The organism is Nitriliruptor sp. (assembly GCF_040882075.1).
In the GTDB taxonomy this organism is placed as follows: domain Bacteria; phylum Actinomycetota; class Nitriliruptoria; order Nitriliruptorales; family Nitriliruptoraceae; genus Nitriliruptor.
The window spans coordinates 1-21,192 of record NZ_JBBEBZ010000087.1 but is presented as its reverse complement, the minus strand read 5'-3'; the positions used below and the strand labels follow the sequence as shown (position 1 = coordinate 21,192).

Sequence of the window (21,192 nt, the reverse complement as noted above, 5' to 3'; positions counted from 1 at the left end):
TCCGCTTCCGCGTCGGCATCGTCAGTCCCGGAACCGGTACCCGGCGCCACGGACGGTCTCGATCACGTCGGCACGCAGCTTGCGCCGCAGGTAGCCGACGTAGACCTCGACCACGTTGGAGCCGGGCTCGAAGTCGTACCCCCACACCCGGTCCATGAGCTGCACCTGGGAGAGCACCTGCCCGGGGTGACGGAGGAAGGTCTCGAGCAGGGCGAACTCGCGGGCCGTCAGCGACACGTCCCGGTCGTCGATCCGTGCGGTCCGTGACCGGACGTCGAGCTCGACGTCGCCGACCTCGAGGACGGTCGAGGTCGCCTGCTCGCGGGAGCGCAACCGCGCGTGCACCCGGGCGAGCAGCTCGGCGAAGGAGAACGGCTTGGTGAGGTAGTCGTCGGCGCCGGCGTTGAGGTTGCGCACCCGGTCCTCGATCGCGTCCTTGGCGGTCAGGACGATGACCGGGACGTCGGGGCGCTTGCCGCGGAGCCGTTCGAGCACCTGCTCGCCGGAGAGGCCGGGCAGCATCAGGTCGAGGATGACGAGGTCGACCTCGTCCTGGCTGGCGAGGGCGAGGCCGGTCGGACCGTCCGCGGCACGCTGGACGGTGAACCCCTCGGCCTTCAGCCCGCGTTCGACGAACGCCGCGATGCGGTCCTCGTCCTCGACGATCAGCACGTTCACGGGTGTCCTCGGATCGCGGCCGGTCGCCGGCGGTGCGGTGCAGCGTGCCACGGGCAGCGGCGGGTGGGGCGGGTCTGAGAACATCCTCACCTCACGCTCAGCCGACCACGCAGGCGCGTGGGGCAGCATGTGTCCGCCCATCGACGTCCACCGAGAGGCCGCCCGTGTCCGCCACCGACCCCGCGCTGCTCGTCGGACCTCACCTGACCGGGCCCGATGCGGCCGAGGTGCTGGGCGCAGCGCTCGCCCCCGCGGGCTTGCGGATCGACGGCTGGCGGCTGGATTCGGTCCACAACCGCGTGGGACGGTCGTTGTCGGCCCTGTACGCCGTCCGGGTGCTCGACGGCGACGACCAGGCACACGACCTGGCGATCGTGGCGCACGTCGATCGCAAGTCCGTCCCGGACGGCCCGGTGGAGGTGACCGTCGACGGCGTATCGGTGTGGGTCTGGCGCTTCCCCAACGATCCGTTCCTCCCGGGGCTGCCGTCGGCGACCTCGGCTGGGCGGGTGCGCGAGCTGCTCGACGGGCTCGGTGTCGTGCCGGGCCGGGTCGGGCTCGAGGTCCGCGCCTACCGGCCGTCGCGACGTGCCGTCATCGAGGTCTCGATCGCAGGCGAGGAGGCCGAGGGGCGCGTGCTCTACCTGAAGGTCCTGGTCGGGGACCGGGCCTCCAGGCTGGCGACGGTGCACCGCGAGCTCGAGGCCGCTGGCGTCCCGGTGCCCGGGGTCGTCGGCGTGGCGCCCGAGCAGGGCATCCTCGCCATCCGTGCGCTGGAGGGTGCGACCCTCCGGAGCGCGCTGGCCGAGGGGGCTCCGGTCCCACCCCCGGAGGCGCTCGTGGCGGTGTCCGAACGGCTCTCCCGGGCGCCCCTGTCGGAGGGGGCGGACCCGACCCGGTTCGCCGATCCGACGCGGCACGTGACGGTGCTCGCCGACCTCTGTCCTGACCTGCGCGGCCAGCTCGAGGAGACCGCAGCCATCGCACGCGGGATCGTTGGCCCGCGGGTGCCGGTCCACGGTGACCTGCACGACGCCCAGCTGCTGGTGCTCGACGGCGAGGTGGTCGGCGTGCTGGACGTCGATGGCGCGGGGGAGGGGTGGCTCGGCCAGGACGCCGGGTCGCTGGTCGCCCACCTCGAGGCGATCGGTGAGGTCTGGCCGGCCGTCGACGACCGCGTCCGCGCGTACGCCGCGGAGGTCGCGACCGCCTACCGCCGGCTGCTCGATCCCCGGGAGCTGGCTCGTGGAGCGGCCGGGGCGTGGCTCGGGCTCGCGACCGGTCCGTACCGGGTGCAGGACGCCGGGTGGGAGCGCTTCACGCGGCAGCGGATCGCGCGTGCCGCCGCCTGGGCCGAACGCGCCCGCTGAGCGTCTCTGCGCCTCGCCGGTCCAGACGTGATGGTCCAGACGTGATGGTCCAGACGTGATGGTCCAGACGTGACGGTGCCCCGCTCGTGGAGGTGAGCGGGGCACCGTCACGGCCGGCGGAGCGGGGTGGATCCGCGGCCTGGGATGGTCGGAGGCAGGGTCAGCTGTCGATGGAACCGACCGATGCGGGCGAGTCGGGCGAGTCGTACGAGTCGACCGGGGCGGGTGCTGCTGGCGCAGGGGCGGGCGCGGGAGCGGCGGGGCTGGCGACCGAGGCCGGTGAAGGTGCTGACACCGGCGTCGGCGCGCTGATCGGGCTGACCTCGGCAGGGCTGACCGTGCTCGGCTCACCTGCCGATGCGGTCTGGAGCGGCACGGGCTGGACCGGATGTTCCAGGCCCACGGAGTCGAGGTGGATGGGTTCGGGGTCGCTGGCGGTGGCGCCGGACAACCCGAAGGCGCCGGCGGCGAGCGTCGCGGCGACGCCGGATGCCAGCGCGACCGTGAGGTAGCGGCCCTGCAGGAGGTGCTTCACATCGGTGTCCTCAGGTGGGGCGGGGTGTGGCCGACGCCGGCTGGGAGACAGCGTGGCGGACCGGGGTCCGGTCCGCCACCACCGCTCGGACGTCAGCTGTCGATCGACCCCGGGGAGGCCGGGCTGTCGGGCGAGTCGGGGCTGTCGGGCGAGTCCGCGCTGACCGGGCTCGGCGCGGACGCGGGGCTCGGTGCGGACGCGGGGCTCGGCGCGGACGCGGGGCTCGGTGCGGACGCGGGGCTCGGTGCGGACGCGGGGCTCGGTGCGGAGGCCGCGCTGGGGGCCGACGCGGGGCTGACCGGCGAGTTGGCGCTCACGGGCGACGGCGCGCTGGCTGGCGACGGGGCGCTGGCGGTGCTGACGGCACTCGCGGGGCTGACCGCGGACGGGGCGCTCGAAGCCGAGACGGCGGCGATGTCCGCGCCGTCGTCGTGGCTGGTGGCCGACTCGGTCTGGAGCACGATCGGGGCGGGGTCGTCCGCGCTGGCGGTGGTGATGCCGAAGGCACCGATGGCGATGGCTGCGGCGGTGGCCGACGCGATGCCGATCCGGGTCGAACGATCCTTGAGGAGGTGCTTCACGGGGAGGCCTTCCGGGAGGGGGCGTACGGGGAGGTGGAGCGTCGACGTTCAGTGTGGACGGCGAACCTGAGCGGGCCGTGACAGGTAGCTGAGAGACCGCTCAGGTTCGCCCGGACCGGACGTCAGCTGTCGATCGACCCGGGGGACGCCGGGCTGTCGGTCGAGTCCGGGCTGTCGGTCGAGTCCGGGCTGTCGGGCGACACCGGCGACACGGGGGACGGCGCGGAGTCCGGGCTGTCCGGCGAGTCGGGTGAGTCGGCCGAGTCGGGACTGTCGGGCGAGTCGGGGCTGTCCGACGACGCGGGGGAGACCGGCGAGGGCGCGCTGGTGGCGCTGACGGCGCTCGTCGGTGAGTCGTCGGCGTCCGAGACGTCAGCGGTCCGGGTCGGCACGGGGGCCTGCTCGGTGCTGGTCTCGAGCGCGATGGGGTCCGAGCTCTGGGACGAGTTCTGAGCGGTCGCCGCGCTGATGCCGAACGCGCCCGCGGCCACGGCCGCGGCGGTGGCCGACACGGCCACGATGCGGGTCGGGCGGTTGCGGAGGTGCTTCATCGGGGGCTCCTTCGGGAGGGCGAGGTCTGCGATCGCGGGGGAGCGAACAGGTGCAGACTGACCGCCCGACCTGAAGGGCCGGTGATGCCGAGGTGAGAGAGAGCTCAGGCGGAACCGGTTGCGTCCCGGGACGGCCTGGCGAGGAGCCGGTGGCTCAGCGGCTCGGGTCCAGCACGAGCTTGCCCACGCTGCGCCGCTCACGGAGGTCGATGTGGGCCTGCGCCGCGTCCGAGAGGCCGTAGGTGCCACCGACGACGGGCTGCAGGTCACCGGATGCGGTGAGGTCGAGCAGTTCGCGCATGGGGGCCGCCAGGTACCGCTTCGGATCCTTCAACGCGTGCACCAGCCAGAAGCCGACGACCGCGCGGGAACGGCCCATCAGCTCGCCGACGTTGACCTTGGACGGCGCCTGCCGCGAGGCCATCCCGAACACCACGAGCCGTCCGAACGGAGCGAGCGCTGCGAGGCTCTGGTCGGTGGTGGCGCCACCGACCATCTCGAGGACCACGTCGACCTTGTCACCGTTCGCCTCCTCGATCCGCTCCTTCAGGCCGTCCTCGGTGCCGTCGATGGCGACGTCCGCGCCGAGGTCGAGCGCGAGCTGACGCTTCTCCTCCGAGGACGCGACGGCGATGACCCGGCCGGCGCCCCACCGCTTGGCGAGCTGGACCGCGAGCGTGCCGACGCCACCGGCGGCCGCGTGGACCACGACGGACTCACCCTCCGCGAGGTGCGCCGAGGTGCGCAGTAGGTGCCACGCCGTGGTGCCCTGCAGGACCAGCGCCAGGGCCTGGCCGTCCTCGACACCCTCGGGGACCTCGAAGCTCGTGACGGCGGGGGCGAGCGCCCGCTCCGCGTACCCGCCGCTGGCGAGCAGGGCCACCACACGACGACCGTCGGGGAGCGTGCCGACCGCCTCCGCCCCCGGGACGAGGGGCAAGGACGACGGAGCGAGGTAGGAGTCCTCGGCCTGGTGGGTGTCGGCGTAGTTGACGCCCGCGTGCGACACGGTGAGGAGCTCGACGCCGGGACCGGGTTCCGGTTCGGGCTGGTCGTCGACCAGGGTCAGGACCTCGGGACCGCCGAACTCGGTGATGCGGATCGCGCGCACGTGCCAGGCCTTCGTCGGAGGACCGGCACGCTACCGAGGTTCGGGATCGGTCACCGGTGATCCCTCTTCGGCGTCCTCGACGGTGGCGCGCTCCTGGCGGGCCTCGAGGAAGAACGCGCCGAGCGTGGCGGCCAGCGAGGCGAAGACCACGAGCGCGTAGATGGTGAGCAGCAGCGCCAGCAGCCGGCCGGCCAGCGTGGTGGGCTCGATGATGATGGCACCCGAGACGGCCGCGTTCGCGGCGATCCACAGCGCGTCACCGAGCGAGTCGATGGCGCCGTCGCGTCCGCGTTCGAGCACGTAGAGCAGCTGACCACCACCGAAGATGGCGATCCCGGTGGTCGCCGCGAGGAACTGGAGGCGGCCGGTCAACAGGCCTCGGGCCGTGCCGACGGCTCGGTACGAGGCGCCCGCGACGCGGGCGGCCGGCAACAGCCGAAGCGCCCGCAGCGCCCGCGCCACCCGCAGGACCCGCAGGATGGGCAGCACGAGGAACACCAGCGACGGCCAGTTGCGTACCACGTACCGGCCGGGGTGGCCCGAGACCCAGAGCTTGACCACGTACTCGAGCCCGAAGATGCCCCAGATGACGTTGCCGGTCACGGCCAGCGTCGTGCGGAGCTCGGGCGGAGCGACCAGCTCGAAGGCGACCAGGAAGGCCCAGATGACCGCGAGGATCGCCATCGGGACGTCCAACTGTCCCTCGAGCACGGCGGCCGCGCGCTCGCGCGTGGTGGGTTCGTCGTCCGGGTCGACGCCGAACGTCTCCCTCGCGTGGCTACCCGGATCGCCCACCCGGTCGGTGCTCACGGGACGAGTAGGAGCTTGCCGCTGGTAGTGCCGGAGGTGAGATCCTCGTGGGCGCGGGCCGCGTCCTCCAGCGGGTACCGCTCGTGGATGGCCACGTCCAGATCGCCCGCCGCGAACAGGTCGAGCAGCGCGGTCGCGCGCCAGACCAGCTCGTCGCTGGTGGCGGTGTACGCACCGAGGCTCGGGCGTGTGACGTAGAGCGACCCGTGCTGGTTCAGGGTCTGGAGGTCGATCGGGGGCACCTTCCCCGACGATTGGCCGAACAGCACCAGGGTCCCGCGCGGGGCGAGCGAGCGCAGGGACTGCTCGAAGGTGTCCGCACCGACCGAGTCGTACACGACCTGCACACCGCGACCGCCCGTCAAGCGGCGCGCCTCGTCGCTGATGACCACGCCCTCGTCGCGGTAGCGGATCACCTCGGCGGCACCGAGCCGGCGCGCCTCGGCCTCCTTCTCGTCGGTCGACATCAGACCGATCACCCGCGCGTCCCGTCGGACCGCGAGCTGGACCAGCAGCCGGCCGACGCCCCCGGCGGCTGCGTAGACCAGGGCGGTGTCGTCCCTGCCGAGCGCGTAGGTCGAGTGGCTGAGGTAGTGCGCGGTCATGCCCTGGAGCATCAGCGCTGCGGCGACGTCCGGATCGACCCCGTCGGGGACCGGGACGACCTTGTCGGCCGGTGCGACCACGAGCTCCGCGTACGACCCGAGCGCGTCCGCCCACGCCACGGTGCGTCCGACGGTCGCCTCGTCGACGCCCTCGCCGACGGCGACCACCTCGCCGGCGCCCTCGAGGCCCAACCCGAACGGCGTGTCCATCGGGTAGGCGCCCGACCGCTGGTAGGTGTCGATGAAGTTGACACCTGCAGCCGCGACGCGGACGAGCACCTGTCCGGGACCCGGGGTCGGGTCGGGGATCTCCTCGAGGTTCATGGCCTCGGGGCCCCCAGGTTCGGCAACACGGACGGCACGCACGGGCAGCTCCTTCGTCGTCGGACCCGGTCGACGCTAGTGGTGACCTCCTAGGCTCGCCTCGACCGAAGGAGCGCTGTGCCCCGCACCCTCGAGCTTGGTCCTCGACGGGTTGCTCGCCGCGCACGCTGACGAGGAGCGAACGTGACCGACCCGACCGACCCGACCGACCTCGGTATCGATCCGGCTGATCTCGCCCACGTGGCGGGCCCACCGATCGGCCAGCGCGCCCCGCTGTCGGACGGGGCCACCACCGACGTGTCCGTCGACGGTCCCGAGGACGGCGAGGTGGTGCTCCTGATCGCGGGGCTCGGCCAGCACCGCACGGCCTGGCCACCCGAGCTGCTCGACCTGCTCCACGGCGCCGGGTACCGGACCGTCTGCGCCGACAACCGCGACGTCGGTCGCGGGCACGTGCACGAGGGGACGCCGTTCGACCTGCCCCGGGCCGATGACGGGTGGCCCCGCTCGCCGTACACCCTCGACCGCATGGGGCGTGATCACGCCGAGGTGCTCGATCACCTCGGCATCGACCACGCGCACGTGCTCGGTGTCTCGATGGGTGGGATGATCGCGCAGCACGTGGCCCTGGCCGTGCCCGATCGCGTGACGTCGCTGATCTCGGTGATGTCCACCACGGGGGCGCGTGACGTCGGCGGCCCGACCGAACGTGCCAAGCCGGCGCTGACGAGCGTGCCGCCACACGGTGACCGGGACGCCTACGTCGCCTACCAGCTCGAGCTCCAGGCGATCATCGGTACCGCCGGTGAGGTGGACGCCGAGCGTGCTGCGGCCCGCGCGCGGGTGTCGTTCGCCCGGGGCATCCACGAGTGGGGTTCCGCCCGGCAGCTGCTGGCGATCCGGGGGGACGGCGACCGCACCTCGCGGCTCGGGACGCTGCGTGTGCCGACGCTCGTGCTGCACGGCGAGGACGACCCGCTCATCGACGTCTCGGGCGGCCGAGCCACGGCCGCCGCGATCCCGGACGCGACGCTCGTCACCCTGCCCGGGTGGGGGCACGACCTGCCCGTCAGCTACCTCGACCGGCTGTCGTCGCCCGTGCTCGAGCACCTCGCCGCTCACTCGCGATCGGAACGTTCCGCTCGCTAACGTCTCGGTGGAGGCAGCACCCGCCACCGAGAGGGCACCGTGGTCCGCGCACGAACGTCGGCGTCGGTGGTAGCGGCCGTCGGACTCGGAGCCCTGCACGCTCGATCGCGTGGGCGCGACGGCCGACACCTCGCCCACGTGCGCGAGCTCGACCCGGACCGGGACGTGCGCGAGATCACCCGCATCGACGCGGCCTACGAGTTCCCCTGGGACACCGAGACCGCGCTCAGCCTCGCGCTGTTCCGGACCTTCGCGGTCCCGACCATCAGCCGCATCCTGCTCGATTCGCGGGCGTTCACGCAGGACACGCGCAAGCGGTACGACGACACCGAACTGCTGCTCGCCGAGGTCGAGGAACACGGGCTCGAGTCGGGGCGCGGTCGGCAGGCGATCCGGCGGGTCAACCGCATGCACGCCGCGTTCCCGATCCGCGACGTCGACATGACCTACGTGCTCTCGACGTTCGTGGTCGAACCGCGGCGGTGGATCGACCGCTACGGCTGGCGTCCGCTCGACCCGAACGAGATCGCCGCCGGGTGGGGGTACTGGCGTCAGCTCGGCGCTCGGATGGGGATCACCGAGCTGCCCGACTCGGTCGAGGAGTTCACCGCCTGGAAGGAGGAGTTCGAGCGCGCGGAGTTCCGGTTCGACCCCGCCAATCACGCGGTCGCCGACGCCACGATGACCATGTACCTGCGTGAGGTCTACGGCGTCCCCGCCCCGCTCCTGCCGGCGGCCCGGCGGGCCGCGTTGGCGCTGCTCGAACCCGAGCTGGTCGCCGCGCTCGGTTACGACGAGCCGCCCGCGTGGGTGCGCGCCGGTGTCCACGGGGCGCTGCGTGCCCGGGCCCACCTCCTGCGCCTCCTCGTGCCACCGCGTCGTCAGCCGTACCGGATCACCGAGGTGTCGCGTCCGACCTACCCGCTCGGGTACCGCATCGACGAGCTCGGCACGTTCCCCGACGTCGACCACGCGGCGAAGGCGGGTGTCCGCGACGGGGTCGCTCCGCGCGACGTTCCGTCCCGCGTCGGTCAGCCGACGGCGCCACCGCGCTGAACGCCGCCGTGTCCGTGTCCGTGTCCGTGTCCGCCGGTCCGGTGCCGTAGCCTCGTGGGCGCGCACGCAAGCTCCCACGACGTGCCGCCGTGCCGTCCGGCTCCCCCTCGGAGGTCCCCGTGTCCCGTTCGAACGCCGAGTTCACCGGCGTCGTCGACGTCCGCGACCGGCTGACGGAGGCCGGCTACCTCGTCGATGCCTCCATCGAGACGGTGGTCTACCTCGCCGAGCGGCTCGGCAAGCCCATCCTGGTGGAGGGTCCCGCCGGGGTCGGCAAGACCGAGCTGGCCAAGGCCGTGGCGACGGCTCGCGGCGCCGATCTCGTCCGCCTCCAGTGCTACGAGGGGCTGGACGAGGCCAAGGCGCTGTACGAGTGGAACTACAAGAAGCAGCTGCTGCGCATCACCCACGCCCGCGGCGGCGAGACGCCCGGCGCCGAGGGTGGGGAGGCGTGGGACGAGGTCGAGGACGACCTGTTCGGCGAGGACTACCTGATGGAGCGGCCGCTGCTGCGGGCCCTGCGCTCCACCACCGACACCGTCCTGTTGATCGATGAGGTCGACAAGGTCGACTTCGAGTTCGAGGCGCTCCTGCTCGAGATCCTGTCCGACTTCCAGGTCACCATCCCCGAGCTCGGGACCGTCACCGGGACCAAGCACCCGTTCGTGGTCCTGACCTCGAACAACAGCCGTGAGCTGTCCGAGGCGCTCAAACGTCGCTGCCTCTACCTCTACCTCGACTACCCGACCCTGGAGCGCGAGCGGGATATCGTCATGTCGCGCGTGCCCGAGGCACCGGAAGCGTTGGCCGATCAGCTCGTGCGGATCGTGCGTTCGCTGCGCCAGCTCGAGCTGAAGAAGCCGCCGTCGATCTCCGAGACGCTCGACTGGGCACGGACCCTGCTCGAGCTCGGCTTCGACACGATCGACGAGGACGTCGCGCGGGGCACGATGAACGTGCTGCTCAAGTACCAGCAGGACGTGCAGAAGGCCAACCAGCACCTGCGCATCTCGCCGCGTCCCGAGATGAACTGACGTGTCCGACGCAACACCGGGCCCGGCCGGCGATCCGCTCGAGGCCGAGGATCCCCTCGAGGCCGAGGATCCCCTCGCGGCCGACAAGCGCACCCTGACCATCGGCGCGATCGCGATGATCGGTCTCATCATCGTCGGCGTCGTCAGCGCCCAGCTGTTCGCCCGGGGCGGGTGCGTGGGTGTGGTGGAACCGCGCGCCGCTGCAGCCCTCGACGAGGACGTGGCGCCCACCGACGCGGTGAACGACGCCCTCGGGTCGGTCGATGCGCGGCGTGTGATCGCCGATGTGGAACAGCTCGCCGCAAGCCCCGTCGCCGCCGCCGTGCCGGTGGGCGAGACCGACGGGGTGGTCGCGCTCGAGGACGGCCTGCTCACGACCGGCCCGACGGTGACCAGCCTGGACGGGTCGCTCGTACCCGTGGCCACCTTCGACACCGACGACCCGGTCGTGGGCGACGGAGCTGCTGTCTACGACGTCGTCGTGCCGAACGATGTCACCGGCCAGACCGACGCGATCGTGCCCCTGAGCGGTCCTGAGCTGACCGTCGGGGGGTGCGTCGACACCGCCGTCGTCGGATCGGCGTTCGCCTTCCTGCTCGGTGCCGACGAGGGCCAGCTGCTGCTGTTCCGCGCCGAGGAGGACGGCGACCAGCCCACCCTCGAGCTGCGCGACGCGACCGGGCGGCGGTGGCAGGCGCCGATCGAGCAGCCCGCCGGTCCGCCGGGCACCCTCGCCGAACGGCTGAGCGGCGAGCTCGGACCCGACGTGGTCGTCGCCGCCCGCCGGGTCGGCCCCCAGGAGGAGACCGGCGCCCCCGCCGTGGTCGCCGTCGATCGCGAGGACGGCGCGGTCCGGTTCGAGGTGGCCCACGACACCCTCGCGCAGGCTGCGCAGCTCGACGGCACCGTTCCCATCCGGTGGGAGGTCGCGGCGGTCGGGACCGACACCGCGCTCGTGCACGGCCGGCCCGACCCGTCGGAGGCTGCGGAGGACGACCGCGCGAGGGACGGATCGCTGGTGCTCCTCGACCTCGACGCGGGCGAAGCAATCACGGCCGTCACCGGCATCGGACCGCTGCTGGCAGCTGCCGCGACGCCCCCGGCTGCCACGGTCGAACGTCACGCCGTCGCCACGGCGCACCCCTCCGGGCCGGATGACGAGGTGCTCGTCCTCGACGCCGACGGTGCCCTGACCTCGGTCGGGAACCCGGACGGCGACGTGACCCTCGCCTGGGCCGGGGACGACCTGCTGATCGTCGGACCGACGAGCCTGTCGCGCGTGACCGCTGACCCCGCCGGGGGCGACACCTACACGCTGGCCGAGGACGTCACCTACCGGGGGCTCGCCGTCACGGCCGACGGCCGGATCGCGGTGCTGGTCACCGCCCGTGACGCCAGCGACGCGGTGTTGCTCGTGACCACCCGCAGCGACGGCCCCGTGACCGACCCGGACGAGCCCGGCGGGGCGTGAGCCCAGTACCGTCGAGGCCGTAGCCACAGGAGCCGACCGTGTCCGACCAGCTCTCGCAGGTCCTCGCCGAGGGACCGCCACCGGTGCACGGCTTCCTCCAGCGGGTGCTCGACTTCGTCGCCGCGCTCCGCCGAGCCGGTGTGAGCGCGACCCAGTCCGAAGCCATCGACGCGGTGCGCACCATCCGGCACCTCGACCTGCTCGATCGTGAGCAGCTGCGCGAAGCGCTCGCCGCCACCTGCATCACCACCCAGACCCACCGGCGTGCCTTCGACGACCTGTTCGAGCTGTACTTCCCGGCCCGCGAGGCCGACATCGACGACACCCCCTCGGTCACCGACGGGCCGGAGGGGCAGGGGCAGAGCGACCCGGACGAGTACCTGCGCGATCTGATCGACCAGCTGATGGAGGGCGGCGACGAGTCCATCCGTCAGTACGCCCGCGAAGCGGTCGACCGGTTCGGGCGGGTCGAGGGACGCGACGGGGGCGTGTCCTACTTCCAGTACAAGGTCTTCCGGGCCGTCGACCTCGCCCAGATCCTGCGCGACCTGCTGTCGCGGAGGGTGGAGGACGAGGACCAGACCACGCCGCTGCAGGAGCGGCTGTGGCGCGACGAGTTCGAGGCCCGGCTGCGCACCTTCCAGCAGGAGGTCGAATCCGAGATCCGCCGGCGTGCCGCCGCCCAGCGGGGCGTGGACCAGGTCGCCGACCGGATGACCCGGCCACCGGTCGAGGAGCTCGACTTCTTCCACCTCTCCGCCGAGGACCAGGCCCAGCTCCGCAGCCAGGTCCGGCCGCTCGCCCGCAAGCTCGCCACCCGCGTCGCCGTCAAACGTCGACACGGCAAGGACGGCCGGCTCGACGTCCGCAAGACCGTGCGCAGGTCGCTGTCGACCGGCGGCGTGCCGTTCGAACCGACCTTCAAGCCCCGTCGCCCGCACAAGCCCGAGCTGTTCGTGATCTGCGACGTGTCCGGGTCGGTGGCCTCGTTCGCGCGGTTCACGCTGATGCTGGTCCACACCCTGCAGGAGCAGTTCAGCAAGGTCCGCTCGTTCGCGTTCATCGACACCCTCGACGAGGTGACCTCCCTGTTCGACCAGAGCGACGCGACCGAGGCCATCAAGCGGATGATGGTCGAGGCCGAGCTCGTCTGGCTCGACGGCCACTCCGACTACGGCCACAGCCTCGAGAAGTTCCACGCCGACCACGCGCGTGACGTCACCCCCCGCTCCACCGTCATCATCCTCGGCGACGCCCGCAACAACTACCGGCAGGCCAACGCGTGGGTGTTGCAGGACCTCGCCAAGCGCGCCCGCCACGTCTACTGGCTGAACCCCGAACCGATCCAGTTCTGGGACACCGGCGACTCCATCGCCGCGAGCTACGCCAGGTACGTGGAGGACATGGTGGAGGTCCGCAACCTCAAGCAGCTCGCCCGTTTCGTCGAGCGCATCGCCTGACGTCGTCGAGCCCTCCGGCGCTGACGGCTCCGCGGGTCCGACCCCGGGGGACCTTGCTGCTCGGTGCCTGGGGCACCTGCGCTGCGCTTGAGCCCCCGCGGCTCGCACCCGCCTCCACCGCCATCACCCCCCTCTCCTCCCTCGGCGTGGCGGTCGCCTGTCCGGCTCGAACCCTGCGGCCGTCGACCTCCGTGGGTGGGGGTGGTGGTTCGCGGTGGCGGGCCGTTGCAACTTCCTGGGATCCCGCCCAGGTTGTTGCGCTGAGGGCGACGCGGGCCGGGGTGACGTTGCGACTTCCTGGGCTCCCGCCCAGGTTGTTGCGCTCCGGGCGGTCCCGGCACCGTGGCGGTTACCGTGGGTGCGTCGAGGCTCGGAGGTGCTCGTGGGTACGGAGACGGTGGTGACGGGGTCGGCTTCTGCTCGGCCGGTGCCGGGGCTCGGGGCGCTCGAGTCTGTCCGCGCCATGCGCGAGGTGCGGCAGGGCAGCTTGCTCGCGTGGGTGCACCAGCAGCGGGTGGTGTACGGGGACGTGTTCGCGTCGCGGTTCCCGGGGTGGGTGCCGGGGGTGCCGTCGATGCTGGTGTACGTGTGCCAGGCCGACGCGGCGCGGGAGATCCTGACCGACACCCGACGGTTCGTGAAGCGTTCGCCGGTGTACGACGAGATGGCGGCGGCGCTCGGGGACGGGCTGCTGACCACCGAGGGTGAGGTGTGGCGCGGGCAGCGGCGGACCCTCCAGCCGCTGTTCACCCGCAAGCGGATCGACCGGTACACCGACGCGTTCCTCGCGGCGACCACCGTGGTCAGCGACGGGTGGGACGGGCGAGGTGAGGTCGAGCTCGTCGACGAGATGGAGAAGGTCACGCTCGGGTCGGTGAGCCGGGCGTTGTTCGGGACCGACGTGACCGACGAGGTCGCGCCCATCGTCGCCGCGACCGATGAGCTGTCGCAGATCACCGTGCAGCGCGGGATGTCGCCGTTCGCGCCACCTCGCTGGCTGCCGACGCCGGAGAACCGTCGGATCCAGCGGCTGGAGGGTGACCTGCGCGACCGGATCACCCGGATCGTCGAACGGGCGGCGGCACGCTCGGCCGGGGGGGACGACCTCGTCGCCCGGCTGCTCGATGTGACCGACCCGGAGACGGGCGAGCACCTCGACCGCGAGGAGATCCTCGAGCAGTCGTTGATCTTCCTGCTCGCCGGGTACGACACCACCAGCACCGCGCTCGCGTTCACGTTGCAGGAGCTCAGCGCGCGACCCGAGCTGCAGCGTGCGGTGCGGGACGAGATCCGTACCGTCGTCGGTGACCGCCAGCCGGGCGCCGAGGATGCCCGCGGGCTCGACCTGACACAGCGCTGCCTGCTCGAGGCGATGCGGCTGCACCCGCCGGCGTACATCACCAGCCGTGCCGCCACCGAGGACACGGCGATCGCCGGGTTCGACATCCCCGCCGGCACCGTCGTGTCCCCGGTGTTCGCCGAACTCCACCGCAACGAGAGCTACTGGCCCGACCCGGACCGCTTCGACCCCGACCGGTTCCTGCCCGAGGCGGTCAAGGCTCGCGACCGTTACGCCTACCTGCCGTTCGGTGGCGGGCCGCGCTCGTGCATCGGGGAACACTTCGCCATCCTCGAGGCGACCCTCGCCCTGGCCGTCCTGCTGCGCCGGTGGGAGGTCACGACCGACGGTGGCGCCATCCCCATGCGGTACGGCATCACCCAGCGCTCCGACGCGCCGGTCCGTGCCACCATCGCTCCCGTGACCGGGAGCGTGCCGGCGTGAACGCCCAGGAACCCCACGGCGCGGATCCGACCTACTACCGCACCTACCTCGGGCTCGACGAGGTGCTCGGCGCCATCCGTCCGGTCAGCCGGATGGCGGACGGGAAGCCCGCGCACGACGAGCACCTGTTCATCGTCACCCACCAGGCGTTCGAGCTGTGGTTCGCCCAGCTGCTGCACGACCTCGACGCGGTGCTCGCGGACCTCGACCGCGACCCCGTGCCGGACACGGCGATGGGCCAGGTCGTCCACCGCCTCGAGCGGATGGTCACGATCCTGCCCGTCCTGCTGCAGCAGTTCGCGGTCCTCGAGACGATGACGCCGCTCGACTTCCTCGACTTCCGCGACGACCTGGTGCCGGCGTCGGGGTTCCAGTCGGCCCAGTTCCGGCTGCTGGAGAACCGCCTCGGCCTGGACGCCGGCCGACGGCTCAAGATCCAGGGCGCGGTCTACACCTCACGCCTGGACGCGACCGACGCGGCCACGGTCGCCGACAGCGAGGAGGGTCGTTCCCTCCGCGTGATCGTCGACGACTGGCTCGCCCGCACCCCGTTCGTGCGGCTGGACGGCTTCGACCTGTGGGGCGCGTACACCGCCGCGGTCCGCACCATGCTCGAGCGTGACCGCCAGCTCATCGCCTCGAACCCCTCGGTCGACGAGGTGGTCCGTGACCAGCAGCTGGCCAGCTTCGAACAGACGGAGGGCTCCTTCGCCACGCTTCTGGACCGCGACCGCTGGGAGGAGCTGCGCGCGGAGGGCAAGCGCGCCTTCACCTACGAGGCGATCCGCGCGGCGCTCCTGATCCAGCTCTACCGCGACCAGCCGGCGCTGCACCTGCCGTTCCGGTTGCTGACCGCGCTGATCGACCTCGACACGGGCATGACCTCGTTCCGCCAGGCACACGCCCGGATGGTCCGCCGCGCCATCGGCGCCCGGGTCGGGACCGGTGGCACCTCCGGTCACGCCTACCTCGAGGCGACCACGGCCAAGCACACCGTGTTCGGGGACCTGTCCGACCTCGCGACCTTCCACCTACCTCGCCGTGAGCTCCCGGAGCTGCCACCGCACGTCCGCGAGCAGATGGGCTTCCGCTACGACGTCGCCGGTGGCGGCGGCGGGGCGAGGCCGTCGACCTCGTAGTCGACGGCGATCCGCAGCTCCCGCAAGGGTCGGACCACCTCGATCGAGCGCTGGTAGATCGGGTGGGCCTTGTAGGCGGCCAACGCGTCCTCGTCGTCGAGGACCGCGTGGACCACGAGGTCCGGTTCGTCGTCGGTGCGCTCGTCGCTGCGGGTGTTCACCCCGACCTCGAAGGCTCGCACCCCGGGGATCGCCGCCAGGGTCGCGAAGGTGGCGCGCATCGTCGGCAGGTCGGCCGGGTCACGTGCCGTGAAGAACACGAGGTGGCGGATCACGGGCACCTCGCGGGGGAGGGGGGAGGGCGCGGCGCAGCCTACGTGTCGCTACCGCCGTCGAGCAGGTGCCCGGCAGTAGCCTCGCCACGATGTCACGACGACTCGGTCTCCTCGGGGGCACCTTCGACCCGCCCCACCTCGGCCACCTCGTGGTGGCCGAGTGCGCGCGCGTCGAGCTCGGCCTCGACGAGGTCCGCCTCCTCGTCGCCGGCGAACCGTGGATGAAGGGCGCGACCGTCACCTCTGCAGCCGATCGCCTCCGGCTCGCCGAAGCGGCGGTCTCGGGTGATCGGCACCTGAGGGTCGACGATCGCGAGGTGCGACGGGACGGTCCGACCTTCACCGCGGACACGCTCGTCGAGCTCCGCGCCGAGGAACCGGACGCCGAGCTGTTCTTCGTGCTCGGCGAGGACGCGGCCGCGGGACTCCCCCGCTGGGAGCGGGTCGAAGAGGCGTTCGCGAAGGCCACGTTCGTCGTGGTCACCCGGCCGGGACACGCGGCACCGGCGGCCGACGTGCTGCCCGCTGCGGTCGTCCACCTCGAGGTGCCGCAGCTCGAGGTCTCCTCGACCGAGCTCCGCCGCCGCTTCGGCGCGGGGCTCGCGACCAGGTACCTCGTCCCCGATGCGGTGGACGCGGCGGTCCGCGAGCTCGGTCTGTACGGCGCCGCGGCGACGGCGCCGTGACCGACCACGTACCCGACCGTTCGCCCGACACCACCGACGAGCGGGACACCGACGTTGCGCCGGGCCACGACGACCAGCCTGCCGACGGGCCGGCTCGTCCCGTTCGTCCCGTTCGCCCCGGTCGGCGGGCCATCGCGAGCCGGGCGCGGCGTCGACGGGCGAGGCTGCGACGGATCGCGCTCGTGGCCGTCCTCGTCGCCGTCGCTGTCGGGGTCGTGGCGGTGTCGTTCAACCTCGTCGACCGTGCACGCGAGTTCGTCACGGGGGAACCGGTCGCCCCCGCACCGGACGCTGCGCCGGGCGATCCGCAGCCAGCGCTGACGGTCGTGACGACCGCCGAGGGCCCGGACGGGACCGAGGCGGTGACCATCGCCCTGCTGGCCGTCGATCGGGCGTCGGGCGAGGGGACGGTGCTGCTCGTGCCGCCGGCGACCATCGCCGACGTGCCGGGCCACGGCGCGTTCCGGCTCGGTGAGGCGTTCGACTTCGGCGGCAGCGCGCTGGTCGGCGTCAGCCTCGACAACCTGCTCGGCGTGCGCAGCGACGCCACCGTCACCGTCTCGGAGGAGGGGTGGGCCGCGCTGCTCGATCGGCTCGGACCGACCGAGGTGACCCTCGGCCAACCGGTCATCGACCGCGACGAGGACGGCAGCGCCACCACCCTCCTCCCCGCGGGACGACAGGAGCTCGACGGGCAGGGGCTCGCGACCCTGCTGACGTTCCGGTCCGACGGTGGCTCGCAGCTCGATCAGCTGCCACGGGTCCAGGCCGCGCTGCTCGGCGTGCTCGACCGGCTGGCCGATCCGGGCCGTGTCGACGACCTCTTCGCGGACGGGGCGACCGAGCTCGAGGTCGTGCAGGCGTCCGAACCGACCGAGGACGAGGACGAGGACCTGGACGGGACCGAGCTCCTGCGCACGGTGCTGGCCGAGCTCGCGATCGCCAGGGCCGACGATGCCCTCACGACCCTGACGCTGTTCGTGTCGCCGATCGGGACCGGGACCGAGGATGCCTACCGGCCAGACGCGGAACGGATCGCGGCCCTCGTCGACGAGCGGCTCGCCGCGTCGAAGCCCGACCCCGGTGTCGCCGGTGGCCGCACGCTGCAGCTGCTCAACGGCAACGGTCAGCCGGGCATCGGCGCCGACGTCGCCGCCGTCCTCCAGCCCGCCGGGTACCGGGTGCTGCTGACCGGGAACGCCGACCGCTTCGACCACGCGGTCACGCGGATCCTGGTCTACGACGAGGAACCGGCGACCCTCGCGGCCGCGAGGGACGTCCGCGACCGGCTCGGTGTGGGACAGATCGAACGCTCCGGCACCCCGCAGTCGGTGGTCGACCTCACCATCGTCATCGGCCTCGACTTCCCGGTCGGCGGTTCCGAGGCCAGCGCCGAGGCGACCGAGCTCGGACCGGCCGACGAGGCGGGCGGTGACGTCGATGGTGAGGGTGGTCCGGACGACGGAGACGCCGACCCCGAGGGCGAGGCCGCGAACACCGCAGGCTGACGGGCGTCCACAGCCGGCAACCCCGTGTGGTTCCCTTGCCGGGTCAAGCGCTGCACCCGACCGGGTGCCGGCGCATCCGCTGCGATCCGCACCGACGCGAGGGGAACCGTGCCCGCGACCGACGAGGCCGTCACGCTGGCCATCACCGCCGCTGACGCGGCCGACGACCGCAAGGCCACGGACCTCTCGATCCTCGAGGTCGCCGACATCCTCGCGGTGGTCGACCTGTTCGTGCTGGCCACCGCCAGCTCGGACCGACAGATCCGTGCCGTCGCGGACCGCATCGAGGAGCGTCTGCGCGAGGACCACGACCGCAAGGTGCTGCGCCGCGAGGGTGAACCCGCGTCGGGGTGGGTCCTGCTCGACTACGGCGACATCGTCTGTCACGTGTTCGGAGACGAGCAGCGCGACTACTACTCCCTCGACCGGCTCTGGGCCGACGTGCCCCGCCGCGACATCACCTCGGGGGAGCGGGTGGCCGCGCCACGGCCGGGCGCGGGTGCGGACCGTGAGACCGAGGTCGTTGGCGGCCGCGTCCCGAACCCGTTCGACGTCGAGCTCGACGACGACGTCGAGGACGCCTCGGACGACGAGGTCGAGGTCGAGGTGACGGACCAGCCGTGAGGCGGCTGATCCTCGTCCGCCACGGCGAATCGATCTGGAACGCCGAACGGCGCATCCAGGGGCAGGCCTGCGCCGGGCTCTCCGCACGCGGGCACGCCCAGGCCGACGCGGTGGCCGTGTCCCTCGCGGCTGCGTACCCGGACGCCCACCTCGTGGCGTCGGACCTGCAGCGAACGCGCGAGACCGTCGCGCCACTCGAGGTCGCGCTCGAGCGCCGGGCCGTCCTCGACCCGCGGCTACGCGAGCGGTCCTTCGGGGACTGGGAGCGGCGCCTCCGTGACGAGGTCGCTGCGACCGACCCGGAACGCTGGCAGCGTTGGCTCCGGGGTGAGGACGTGGTCGGTGAGGTCGGCGGCGAGTCCGCGGACGCGCTCGCGGACCGGGTCGCACCGGTGCTCGTCGAGCTGCTCGCTGCCACACCGGCTGGCGGCACGACCATCGCGGTCACCCACGGTGGGCCGGTCTGGAACGGCATCCACCGGCTGGCGGGCATCGCCGCCGGCACGCTCGGCGGGGTGGACAACGCGTCGTGTCACCACCTCGTCACCTTCGCCGACGACGGGTCGCAGGTGATCGTCGACCGGTGGAACGAGGTCGGTCACCTCCCGGCCGACCTTCACAGCGGCTGGGCACCGTCGGCGTCCGAGACCGGGGTGGCCTCCTCCTCCTCCGCCGCCTCCGCCGCCGCCTCCGCCTCCGCCGCCTCCGACGGTCCGCCGGGCGGCCGCTGATCCAGCGCGCCGCTGGCGTCAGGTGCGCGCTCGTTTCGCGACGGACCGGGGTCGGTTCGTACGCTGCTCGACGGTCCGACACCGTTGGGGTGCCGGCCGGCTCGAGGACCTCGCATGCTCGATGAGAAGATCGCTCCCTCCTACGAGGAGGTCATCCGTCGCAACCCCGGTGAGGTCGAGTTCCACCAGGCGGCACGCGAGGTGCTCGTGTCCCTCGGCCCGGTGCTCGCCAAGCACCCCGAGCTCGCCGAGCACAAGGTCATCGAGCGCATCTGCGAGCCTGAGCGGCAGATCATCTTCCGCGTCCCCTGGCAGGACGACAGCGGCGAGGTGCACATCAACCGCGGGTTCCGCGTGGAGTTCAACAGCGCGCTCGGCCCCTACAAGGGTGGGCTGCGCTTCCACCCGTCGGTCTACCTCGGCATCGTCAAGTTCCTCGGCTTCGAGCAGATCTTCAAGAACGCGCTGACGTCGATGCCGATCGGTGGTGGCAAGGGCGGGTCCGACTTCGACCCGAAGAACCGCTCCGACGACGAGGTCATGCGGTTCTGCCAGAGCTTCATGACCGAGCTCTACCGCCACATCGGTGAGTACACCGACGTGCCGGCCGGCGACATCGGCGTCGGGACCCGCGAGATCGGGTACCTGTTCGGGCAGTACAAGCGGATCACCAACCGCTACGAGTCCGGCGTCCTGACCGGCAAGGGTCTGGAGTGGGGTGGCGCGCTCGTGCGCACCGAGGCCACCGGGTACGGCGCGGTCTTCTTCGCCGAGGAGATGCTCAAGGTCCGCGGCCAGTCGCTCGACGGCGCGACGTGTGTCGTGTCGGGATCGGGCAACGTGGCCATCTACGCCATCGAGAAGATCCGGGCGCTCGGCGGCCGCGTGGTGTCGTGCTCGGACTCGGACGGGGTGGTGCACGACCCCGCGGGTATCGACCTCGAGCTCCTCAAGCGCATCAAGGAGGTGGAGCGCGGCCGGGTGAAGGACTACGCCGAACAGCGCGGCGGCGCTACCTACCGCGACGGTGGGGACATCTGGCGCATCCCGTGCGACGTCGCCTTCCCGTGTGCGACCCAGAACGAACTCACCGCGAAGAACGCGGCTGCCCTCGTGGAGGGCGGCTGCCAGGCCGTGGTCGAGGGCGCCAACATGCCGACCACGCCGGAAGCCGTCGACGTGCTGACGGAGGCCAAGGTCGCGTTCGGGCCCGGCAAGGCTGCCAACGCCGGCGGCGTGGCGACCTCCGCGCTCGAGATGCAGCAGAACGCCAGCCGTGACCGCTGGACCTTCAGCCACACCGAGAAGCGGCTCAGCGAGATCATGACCGACATCCACGACCTGTGTCACCGGACGGCCGCCGAGTACGGCCGCGAGGGTGACTACGTCGCCGGCGCCAACATCGCCGGGTTCCTGCGCGTCGGCGAGGCCATGGTCGCCCAGGGTCTGATCTGATCCTCGGGGTGGCTCCCGAGGACGCGGAGCGCTGGTTCCAGAGAGGGCACGCGCGGCGCGGACACGGAGCAGCCCCGCCAGTGGACCCAGCGGGGCTGCCTCGAGGTGGACCGGATGGGATCTGAACCCACGACCCCCCTCCATGCCATGGCATCTAGCTGAAGGCGAGAACGACAAGATCTGCCGTTCTTCGGGGATCAGCGTGGGAGGGTCGAAGACGGTCGTACTGCTGCAGGCTGGCCAGTGTGTTCGTTCA

The 21,192-nt window shown here is 72.3% G+C and carries 21 protein-coding genes; 14 read left to right on the top strand and 7 right to left on the bottom strand.

Annotated features, from left to right (window positions below; genetic code table 11):
• Nucleotides 1-21: 21 nt before the first annotated feature.
• Entirely contained in the window at nucleotides 22-678 is a 657-nt protein-coding gene (locus WEB03_RS04610) for a response regulator transcription factor (protein WP_368069794.1), read from the bottom strand.
• Between the two features lie 164 nt (nucleotides 679-842).
• On the opposite strand from WEB03_RS04610, the gene WEB03_RS04605 reads away from it, so the two are divergent.
• Complete coding sequence (locus tag WEB03_RS04605) at nucleotides 843-2,048, top strand: phosphotransferase (RefSeq protein WP_368069793.1); 1,206 nt, start codon at nucleotides 843-845, stop codon at nucleotides 2,046-2,048.
• 160 nt (nucleotides 2,049-2,208) lie between these two features.
• Here the strand turns inward: WEB03_RS04605 and WEB03_RS04600 are convergent, their stop codons facing one another.
• Nucleotides 2,209-2,583, bottom strand: a complete 375-nt coding sequence (locus WEB03_RS04600) for a hypothetical protein (protein WP_368069792.1) — start codon at nucleotides 2,581-2,583, stop codon at nucleotides 2,209-2,211.
• 24 nt (nucleotides 2,584-2,607) lie between these two features.
• Between WEB03_RS04600 and WEB03_RS04595 the strand changes: the two genes are divergently transcribed.
• Nucleotides 2,608-3,234, top strand: a complete 627-nt coding sequence (locus WEB03_RS04595) for a hypothetical protein (protein WP_368069791.1) — start codon at nucleotides 2,608-2,610, stop codon at nucleotides 3,232-3,234.
• 52 nt (nucleotides 3,235-3,286) lie between these two features.
• Here WEB03_RS04595 and WEB03_RS04590 read toward each other — a convergent pair whose 3' ends face one another.
• The 4 genes from WEB03_RS04590 to WEB03_RS04575 all read right to left on the bottom strand — a co-directional run bounded on the left by WEB03_RS04590 (nucleotide 3,287) and on the right by WEB03_RS04575 (nucleotide 6,607).
• Nucleotides 3,287-3,715 carry a hypothetical protein gene (locus WEB03_RS04590; RefSeq protein ID WP_368069790.1) on the bottom strand — a complete coding sequence of 143 codons (429 nt, stop codon included), beginning with the start codon at nucleotides 3,713-3,715 and terminating at the stop codon, nucleotides 3,287-3,289.
• Between the two features lie 154 nt (nucleotides 3,716-3,869).
• Nucleotides 3,870-4,826, bottom strand: a complete 957-nt coding sequence (locus tag WEB03_RS04585) for a zinc-binding alcohol dehydrogenase family protein (protein WP_368069789.1) — start codon at nucleotides 4,824-4,826, stop codon at nucleotides 3,870-3,872.
• Nucleotides 4,827-4,856: 30 nt separating this feature from the next.
• Complete coding sequence (locus WEB03_RS04580) at nucleotides 4,857-5,621, bottom strand: ion transporter (protein WP_368069788.1); 765 nt, start codon at nucleotides 5,619-5,621, stop codon at nucleotides 4,857-4,859.
• 11 nt (nucleotides 5,622-5,632) lie between these two features.
• Nucleotides 5,633-6,607 (bottom strand): quinone oxidoreductase, encoded by a 975-nt coding sequence (locus WEB03_RS04575; protein WP_368069787.1) that lies wholly within the window; start codon nucleotides 6,605-6,607, stop codon nucleotides 5,633-5,635.
• A gap of 141 nt (nucleotides 6,608-6,748) precedes the next feature.
• Between WEB03_RS04575 and WEB03_RS04570 the strand changes: the two genes are divergently transcribed.
• From WEB03_RS04570 to WEB03_RS04540, 7 genes are all read left to right on the top strand, one after another.
• On the top strand, nucleotides 6,749-7,714 hold the full coding sequence (locus WEB03_RS04570) for an alpha/beta fold hydrolase (RefSeq protein WP_368069786.1): 966 nt from the start codon (nucleotides 6,749-6,751) through the stop codon (nucleotides 7,712-7,714).
• 165 nt (nucleotides 7,715-7,879) lie between these two features.
• On the top strand, nucleotides 7,880-8,770 hold the full coding sequence (locus WEB03_RS04565; RefSeq protein ID WP_368069785.1) for an oxygenase MpaB family protein: 891 nt from the start codon (nucleotides 7,880-7,882) through the stop codon (nucleotides 8,768-8,770).
• 119 nt (nucleotides 8,771-8,889) lie between these two features.
• Nucleotides 8,890-9,804, top strand: coding sequence for an AAA family ATPase (locus WEB03_RS04560; RefSeq protein WP_368069784.1), 915 nt, complete (start codon nucleotides 8,890-8,892; stop codon nucleotides 9,802-9,804).
• A gap of 1 nt (nucleotide 9,805) precedes the next feature.
• Nucleotides 9,806-11,275 carry a hypothetical protein gene (locus WEB03_RS04555; protein ID WP_368069783.1) on the top strand — a complete coding sequence of 490 codons (1,470 nt, stop codon included), beginning with the start codon at nucleotides 9,806-9,808 and terminating at the stop codon, nucleotides 11,273-11,275.
• Nucleotides 11,276-11,313: 38 nt separating this feature from the next.
• Nucleotides 11,314-12,735 (top strand): VWA domain-containing protein, encoded by a 1,422-nt coding sequence (locus WEB03_RS04550; protein WP_368069782.1) that lies wholly within the window; start codon nucleotides 11,314-11,316, stop codon nucleotides 12,733-12,735.
• A gap of 382 nt (nucleotides 12,736-13,117) precedes the next feature.
• The gene (locus WEB03_RS04545; protein WP_368069781.1) at nucleotides 13,118-14,518 is read left to right on the top strand and encodes a cytochrome P450; all 1,401 of its coding nucleotides are present in this window, start codon (nucleotides 13,118-13,120) and stop codon (nucleotides 14,516-14,518) included.
• Nucleotides 14,515-15,657 (top strand): tryptophan 2,3-dioxygenase family protein, encoded by a 1,143-nt coding sequence (locus tag WEB03_RS04540; protein WP_368069780.1) that lies wholly within the window; start codon nucleotides 14,515-14,517, stop codon nucleotides 15,655-15,657. The genes WEB03_RS04545 and WEB03_RS04540 overlap by 4 nt, the downstream gene beginning before the upstream one ends.
• On the opposite strand, the gene WEB03_RS04535 is transcribed toward WEB03_RS04540, so the two are convergent.
• Nucleotides 15,609-15,932 (bottom strand): Dabb family protein, encoded by a 324-nt coding sequence (locus WEB03_RS04535; RefSeq protein ID WP_368069779.1) that lies wholly within the window; start codon nucleotides 15,930-15,932, stop codon nucleotides 15,609-15,611. The genes WEB03_RS04540 and WEB03_RS04535 overlap by 49 nt on opposite strands.
• Before the next feature lie 89 nt (nucleotides 15,933-16,021).
• Here WEB03_RS04535 and nadD point away from each other — a divergent pair, with 89 nt between their 5' ends.
• From nadD to gdhA, 5 genes are all read left to right on the top strand, one after another.
• Nucleotides 16,022-16,618 carry a nicotinate-nucleotide adenylyltransferase gene (gene nadD, locus WEB03_RS04530; protein ID WP_368069778.1) on the top strand — a complete coding sequence of 199 codons (597 nt, stop codon included), beginning with the start codon at nucleotides 16,022-16,024 and terminating at the stop codon, nucleotides 16,616-16,618.
• Nucleotides 16,619-16,800: 182 nt separating this feature from the next.
• Complete coding sequence (locus WEB03_RS04525) at nucleotides 16,801-18,126, top strand: LCP family protein (RefSeq protein ID WP_368069777.1); 1,326 nt, start codon at nucleotides 16,801-16,803, stop codon at nucleotides 18,124-18,126.
• A gap of 108 nt (nucleotides 18,127-18,234) precedes the next feature.
• A complete protein-coding gene (rsfS, locus tag WEB03_RS04520; protein ID WP_368069776.1) occupies nucleotides 18,235-18,750 on the top strand; it encodes a ribosome silencing factor in 516 nt (171 codons plus the stop codon).
• Nucleotides 18,747-19,481 carry a histidine phosphatase family protein gene (locus WEB03_RS04515; RefSeq protein ID WP_368069775.1) on the top strand — a complete coding sequence of 245 codons (735 nt, stop codon included), beginning with the start codon at nucleotides 18,747-18,749 and terminating at the stop codon, nucleotides 19,479-19,481. The genes rsfS and WEB03_RS04515 overlap by 4 nt, the downstream gene beginning before the upstream one ends.
• A 114-nt stretch (nucleotides 19,482-19,595) precedes the next feature.
• Complete coding sequence (gdhA, locus tag WEB03_RS04510) at nucleotides 19,596-20,936, top strand: NADP-specific glutamate dehydrogenase (protein WP_368069774.1); 1,341 nt, start codon at nucleotides 19,596-19,598, stop codon at nucleotides 20,934-20,936.
• The last annotated feature ends 256 nt before the right edge of the window (nucleotides 20,937-21,192 follow it).

Bases quoted from the DNA above. Each gene is read 5' to 3' on its own strand.
- WEB03_RS04590 (WP_368069790.1), bottom strand. From the start codon at position 3,715: ATGAAGCACCTCCGCAACCGCCCGACCCGCATCGTGGCCGTGTCGGCC.
- gdhA (WP_368069774.1), top strand. From the start codon at position 19,596: ATGCTCGATGAGAAGATCGCTCCCTCCTACGAGGAGGTCATCCGTCGC.
- nadD (WP_368069778.1), top strand. From the start codon at position 16,022: ATGTCACGACGACTCGGTCTCCTCGGGGGCACCTTCGACCCGCCCCAC.